Genomic DNA, 7,813 nt, shown 5'->3' on the forward strand with positions numbered 1-7,813 from the left:
TCCGTAAGTATAGAGGAAGAAACCGGTTTGTTTTTCCTCTTCTTTTCCTAAGACAGATGTTCTGATATTGGCTAAGAATGCGTTTTGTTTAGCCATATCGGTTAATCCACTATAGAAGAGAGCATTTGGCATGACTAAGTAACTGGCCGTTTGTGCTACAGGGACGATCACACTTGGACCAGAATCCGTTTCAAGAATTTCTTTATGTAAGCGGAAATCCCAGAAATTTTCATTCTTCTCATCAAAGAGGTTTTGCTCAATATCGGCTGTACCATGGCTTGAGTCTGGTCCATAAGCAGTTAGTGTATATTTGTAAGGTTCTCCCCCTAGTGTGGTATAGCCTTTGGCTAATTTAAAGGAGTCTTCCTGTGCTTTTCCTGCAACTTGGATGAGCGAGAGTCCACCTATATTTGAAGGATCAGCAGCATTGACTACACTACTTTCATTTCCAGAATCGCTTTTAATATAAACTGTTGTGGAGCCTGAGACATCACCGTGAATGAGAAGCCTATCGGTTTTTTGATCGGCACTTACTACGCCATCACTCCAAGCAATGTTGAAGTAAATCTTTGCGTCTCCCGTTGCGTTGTAGACTTCTTGCGTGTCTGGTTTACCAGAACCTATATGCAATGTTTGGTAGTGATCTTCTGTTGGTTTCTCAAAAACAATGGAGCTGTTATCGAGATTAAGCGTGGAAATATCAGAACGAGATCTTTGAGCGATATCAAGGAGATTGCCATCAGCATCTTTTTCGTTTTTGCTGATTTTCAACGTCCATTTCGTATTGTTTTTCAGATCAAAACGTACATTTCTGTCTTTAGCAATATTCGCTCTGCCTTCTAGAGTAGACTGATCAGCACTTAAGGTGAAGGTGCCATTGGAGATCGCTTTAACCTCTTTATTGTTCCAATAATTGTCGTTTTTCCAAGATTTTGGATCTTCGAAAAGACCATCTCCTAATAATACGTCGGCATGGATTTCTGAATTTTTGAGACTGACTGTACCGATTGATAAAGTTGGAATATCTTCCATGTTTGTGTTAGTGAAAGCTCCAACAAAAATTCCAGTACCATTTTCAGCGTGAACATCTGCATTTGTCAAATTGATTTCACTGTTTTTACGTTTTTGTGGAACATCTGGATAATCTAGATCAGGATTAGAGAGAGCTATAAATTGCAAACCAGCAACTCCTGCTATCATAGAAGTATTCACGACATCAATATGTCCGTTAAATGCCGCCCATACTGCAACTTTTTTTGCTTCTATTTTATTTTTGATTGTATTCTCTGCTGCTCCAATATAACCATTCGTCATCTTAATCGTGCTATTATTTCCTGCGGTGAGACCAACATCAAAATTTTGAATGATTGTTTTACCATTTAATTCAATTAAACTATCAGTTTCTGCAACGTTTACACCAACGGTCATTGTTTTACTTTCACCACCAGTTATTGTTAAATCTCCGCTAATGATTTTACTTCCACCGTCTGCATAAAACCCTTCATCAACATTTTGAATGGTTGTTTTGCCCATTAACCTAACTTCACTACCAGAGTCTGATGTCCATATACCAGTGCGTTCGTTGTCGGGGCCTTCAAGTGCTTCACCACCGATTATCGATAAGTTTTCGCTAATGATTTTACCACCATTACCGGCATCGAGTCCGCTCAAAGTATTGTTAATTATTGTATCACCATGCAATTGAATTGTGCTGTCATTGCCACTTACAAATGCACCGCTTCCTTTTCCCTCTGTTGTTAAAGCAACATCTGTGGCATCAATATGCCCACCGTTGATTGCGAATAACGCTGTTTTGTTCGCGGCTACGGATCCTCCCATCATTGTGATGGTGGATTTTGAACCTTCTGCATAGAGTCCAACATTATCAGATGATGTAATGTTTGCATTGTTTTTCAAGATAATCGTACTGCCACCTTCTGCACTTGCTCCTACGTCACGTCCACTAAATGCCCCTCCTGAGATTGTTATTGTCGAATCATGGTCTGCAACTATACTGGCAGCTGCTTGAGTCACTGTTACATCTTTTAAAGTGACGGTACTTTTATCTGCTTTTATTCCAAAGTTCAGTAACGTATCGTCTTTACTATTCGATATCTTCACACCTTCTAGCTTGTTTTCGCTGCTGTTACTGTTTAAGAAACCAGCACCAACTAGAGAAGTTTTAATGGTTCCTCCAGTCATCTTGATTGCGCCACCATTGCTTGTTGTAAGCCCGAGTGCACTATTACTAATCGTTGTATTTCCAAGTAATTCAATTACACTGCCTTCGCCAACAGAAAATACACCAGACGATATATCGTCGTCACTTGGAGCCACATCTGTTACAGTTAGAGCCACATCTGTAACAGTAATATGGCCGCCATCTTCAGCAACCAATGCATTCGCTTTCCCTGTGACGTTTCCTCCCGTCATTGTGATGGTGGATTTTGAACCTTCTGCATAGAGTCCAACGTTATCAGATGATGTAATGTTTGCGTTGTTTTTCAAGATAATCGTACTGCCACCTTCTGCACTTGCTCCTACATTACGTCCACTAAATGCCCCTCCTGAGATTGTTATTGTCGAATCATGGTCTGCAACTATACTGGCAGCTGCTTGAGTCACTGTTACATCTTTTAAAGTGACGGTACTTTTATCTGCTTTTATTCCAAAGTTCAGTAACGTATCGTCTTTACTATTCGATATCTTCACACCTTCTAGCTTGTTTTCGCTGCTGTTACTGTTTAAGAAACCAGCACCAACTAGAGAAGTTTTAATGGTTCCTCCAGTCATCTTGATTGCGCCACCATTGCTTGTTGTAAGCCCGAGTGCACTATTACTAATCGTTGTATTTCCAAGTAATTCAATTACACTGCCTTCGCCAACAGAAAATACACCAGACGATATATAGTCGTCACTTGGAGCCATATCTGTTACAGTTAGAGCCACATCTGTAACAGTAATATGGCCGCCATCTTCAGCAACCAATGCATTCCCTTTCCCTGTGACGTTTCCTCCCGTCATTGTGATGGTGGATTTTGAACCTTCTGCATAGAGTCCAATGTTATCAGATGATGTAATGTTTGCGTTGTTTTTCAAGATAATCGTACTGCCACCTTCTGCACTTGCTCCTACGTCACTTCCACTAAATGATCCTCCTGAGACTGTTATTTTAGAGTGGTTATCTGCACCTATACCGGATACTGCTTGAGTCACTGTTACATCTTTTAAAGTGACGGTACTTTTATCTACTTTTATTCCAAAGTTCAGTAACGCATCGTCTTTACTATTCGATATCTTCACACCTTCTAGTTTGTTTTCACTGCTGTTACTGTTTAAGAAACCAGCACCAACTAGAGAAGTTTTAATGGTTCCTCCGGTCATCTTGATTGCACCATCGTTTTGTGCTTGAAGCCCGATTACACTATTACTAATCGTTGTATTTCCACGCAATTCAATCATGCTACCAAGGTCATCAGAAGCTACACCAAGTCCATCACCATTTGTTTTTAGAATGACATCTGTGACAATAATATGCCCACCGTATGTTGTCGTTATTGCTTCCTCTTTTGCTGTTACGCTCCCTCCCGTCATTTCGATGATGGATTTTGAACCTTCCGCATAGAGTCCAGCATCATTATATGATGTAATTTTTGCATCGCCAGTTAAAGTGATGTTGCCGCCGTTTTGAGTAAATATTGCTGCTTTTTCTGCATTAAATGATCCTCCTAAGACTTTTACTGTGGAATCATATGCATCTATGGCAGTTTGTGCTTGCGTCACTGTTACATTATTTAAAGTGACATTACTGTTAGTTGCTTTGATTCCATTGATTAGTGGCGCATCATCTTTCCCACTTGATATCACTACATCTTTCAGTTTGTTTTCTTTGCTCTTGCTGTCCAAGAAGAAAGCACCAACTTTGGAAGCTGTAATGCTTCCCCCAGTCATTTTGATTGCGCCACTCTCTTGTGTTTTGAGCCCGATTGTCGCATCATTAATCGTTGTACTAGATAATTCAACCACACTGTTTTTGCCTTGAGACAAGGCACCGAATCCACTTTCGATTTTATTATCATTAGTAGATGTATTAGGGTTATTACTCTTTGCTGTTAGAGTACTACCCGTGACAGTAATATGTCCACCTTCGTCTGCAGATAATGCTGCATCTTTTCCAATTACGCTTCCTCCTGTCATTATAATTTCGCTCTTTTCATCGATGGCATGAAGTCCGTTACCATTAGATGAGGTAACGTTAGTACCGCCATCTACAGTAATGGTGGTGCCGCTCATAGCATATACGCCATCCATTTTACCTTCGAATGATCCTCCGGATACGTTGATTCGAGAATTATTATTTGCGAGTATACCAACTTCTGCGTGCGTAACGTTTACATTTGTTAAAGTGATGTTACTTCCATTATCTGATTGCACTCCAATGAGTTGTGAAATTTCATTTTTATTATTTGATATCACTACATTTTGCAGTATATTTTTGTCGCTGCCGTCAATATAAACGCCAGTTTGAGACGTTGTAATGTTCCCCCCAGTTAGGTTGATGTTAGCGCCGTCTTTTACAGAAATACCGAAACGAACATCAGAATCAGTGCCTTGAATATTTAAGCCATTTAATTTAAGCGCACTGTTAGCACCTTCAACTGTTACAACATACTTATCATTGTTTGTATCTGCATTTGTGCTTTCATTTCCAGTTACAGTTACAGTGCTACCGGTGATTTTTCCTTTGTCTTTTACATAAATAGTCTCGTACGTTTTTCCGGATATATCTTTTTCTTCGTTGGCAACGCCAAGAGTTTCAGCATGTGCAGTGAACTGGATGTTGAATAGGATGATAGCAGCCGCAGCCGTGCATGATAAAAGGGATGTTTTATACACCAGTATTCTCCTTATGAGAGCCCCCAAATATTCATTTCCCCGCAAACTTCATAAGAAGAAGTGAAAATGGATAGTTGTTATTAATTTCAGTAATTGTCCTTATTTGGTAAGATATTTTTGATTTTTTGTCAAAATTAAAAAATAAATAATATTAAATTTGTGTGAATTTATATTGAACACACAATGTGTTTGTAATTATTTATATTATATAATTAAATTTATTGTAAATATATATTATATAAATTATAAATATTATTATAATAATTACATAATTTATATTATTTTTTATAAAGTAATGATATTATTTTCTGTAATACTTATGCATTTTTATAGATTGTCAATGTAAGTGATGACGGTAATACTAAAACACTGTTGCTAGCACTTTTGATTATTTATACCTTATTTATCATAATATTCTAATATATTTGATCTTGATATCCAAAGGAGTTTGATGTTCTAGTATTAAGAATACATTTTTTCTCCTGTTGGGGATATTTTAATAGTATACGACTAAGTTTTTATAAGCTGTTGATGTATCGATGACATTTGAAAGAGCAAGAGCCCAAGCTTATAAATCTTAATCAATGAAGATGCTTCAAGTTGAAGGCTTTAAATCAACAGTGCTTTTATATCATCAAAGTGCACTTTCATTGAAGGATCATTGCTTTCATTATTTTGAATTTTTGACATATTCTTGACAAGAAAATTTAAAAAATTACTTCTGAGAAAATTTTTATAATACAATAAAATATGTAACGTTTTTATGGTGATAGGTTTATGAGATATAAAGTTAAATTGGTAATCACCGTGATTGCTTTTACTCTCTCTGGTTGTTTTAACCTTGATTCTGAAAAGTTAAGAAGGGATAAGAGGCTTTATCATGATGCATTTATGTGGCCTATGAAAGAAAAGTCTCTTGAGAAAAATTATACTGCTATCATCATGGCTGATCCGCAACCGTGGCGTTTAAACTCTGGTGATGCCAATGGAGTATCAAACAGAGAGCCATGGTTAAAGATAAATGAGCAAGTTGCTGGTGTGATAAAAGCGCACAAGGCTGCGTTCCATATTGTCAATGGTGATCTGACGGAGTTTGGACAACAAAAAAACTATGATGATTATAAAAATGTTTATAAAACTCTTGGAGCGCCTGTCTATGAGGGGCTAGGGAATCACGATTATGCCAATAATGTTGGTAATTGTACAAATCCTCAAGAATTCAATTTTTACAAAGATGCTTGTGCTATAAGTGCAGTTTCAAGAATGGTATCGGAAATCAAAAAATACCGTAGTCAATTATTGCATTTCAATGCAGATGTTACTGAAAGTTTGGTTCCCATTTCGGGTGGAAATGTTCGCTTGGTAAGGGGGAGTTTGAGTTATTCTTGGGATTATGGAGATGTTCATTATGTGCAGCTTCACAATTATCCAAGCTATACTGTTGGTTTGAAGGGGAAGTCTACAGAAGTGCAAATCAATAAATCTTTAGATTGGCTTAAGAACGATTTAGCTGCTGCTGATGCAAGAGGTAAAGTGACAATCATTAATTTTCATGATGCGCGTGCTGCTTCCATTGATGGTGAATCCTTTTTTATTCGTAAAAAGAATGCTAAAGATTTGTCGGTCTTTAAGTCAATTGTTACCTCTCATAATGTTAAAGCAATCTTCGTAGGTCACACGCATTACCAGTCTTATTGCCGTGCGAAAAACGATAAGGTTTTTGGAAATATCCCTATCTATACAGCTGGTGCGCTTTTTAATGGAGATTATTACCTCATAGATGTGAAAGGCAAGACAATTCACGTTAAAGCCTATAATGGAGAAATAGGAAAACCGCTTTTAATTAAAGATCTTGGTGTTATAGGGAAAGACACCCAATTTTCGGCAAGTTGCAGTAAGTTATAATAGAATTTGTTTCTTTGTCTTAAAGCATGAGGGAAAAAACGTATTATATGTGCGGATTTGAAGAGTAATGAGAGTATCTGAGTGTTACTTAAAAATAGAATAAAAAATCAGACATATTTTTTTCAAAGCTGCTGAGATTTCAGGTTATACGCTATAAGTGCAATGGTTTAATGTGAACGGAGCTTTAATACAAAGCGGAATAATGGTTTGTTATTCTATTTTTCCTTTTAGGCTTTCATCCTTGAAGCAAAGGGGAGTTTGTCAAGGGTGTGTTCATAATTTGCTAGCACATGTTGTCCAGAATTATCAAGAAGGCTGTTTCTATTAGTTTGTTGCGGTATAATTATCAAGTTATGCCCTTTGTTAGAGTTTATAATATCTATTCATGGGCAACTCTTTTCTTTTTCATAAGAAGAGTTTTTTGTTTTGATCAATTTTTTATTTATAGCATTCAAACAATTGATGTTTTGTGATGCTGTACAATTTTTCTTCTTGCGATCCATGACTCTGCTGGTTGCTGCATTTCGCGGAGTTATGATCTCAGGAAGTGCATTTGCTGCCTCTTTTGGTTGGATGGGGACAGTGATCGAAGTGGTTGGGGCAGGTATTGCCTCTGTTGTGGGAGCTGTTTTTACTCCAATAGGGGCTGTCGTTGCTGCTGTTGTGGCGGTCGTCCTTGCTGCTGGTTTTGCTTTGTGGAAATACTGGGACCGTTTTTCTTCTTTTGTCAAAGGTTTTGCACGGGGGGTATCTCGGGCTTGGGGGCAAGCCTTTGAAGCCGTTATGCGTTTTTTTGGTGCTGATACTACCACCATCACCAAATGGAAAAATATCATTGCTGCTGCTTTTGATTTCTCTCAAACTTGGCAAAAGTTTAAACAAGGACTTTCCTCTGTTGTTCAAAGCTTTGAAGGTTTGTGGGAGGGCGTTAAACAAAGCTTTTCCAACTTTTGGCAATGGTTGAAGAGTTTTTTTACACAGGAAAAGCTCTCGGAGAGTGCCAAGGCTGGTA

Annotated in this window: 2 protein-coding genes and 1 pseudogene; 2 read left to right on the forward strand and 1 reads right to left on the reverse strand. The window is 37.8% G+C overall.

The annotated features are described in order from the left end of the window. A partial coding sequence (locus tag ACFIML_RS09440; RefSeq protein ID WP_404977320.1) for an autotransporter outer membrane beta-barrel domain-containing protein occupies nt 1-2,580 on the reverse strand: 2,580 nt, incomplete at its 3' end. 3,093 nt (nt 2,581-5,673) lie between these two features. Between ACFIML_RS09440 and ACFIML_RS08555 the strand changes: the two genes are divergently transcribed. Next, nucleotides 5,674-6,801, forward strand: a complete 1,128-nt coding sequence (locus ACFIML_RS08555; protein WP_375607504.1) for a metallophosphoesterase — start codon at nt 5,674-5,676, stop codon at nt 6,799-6,801. Nucleotides 6,802-7,227: 426 nt separating this feature from the next. Then, nucleotides 7,228-7,813, forward strand: a pseudogene (locus tag ACFIML_RS08560) (phage tail tape measure protein); the annotation flags it as partial.

Source organism: Bartonella sp. AC62GZZY (assembly GCF_042196525.1).
GTDB lineage: Bacteria > Pseudomonadota > Alphaproteobacteria > Rhizobiales > Rhizobiaceae > Bartonella.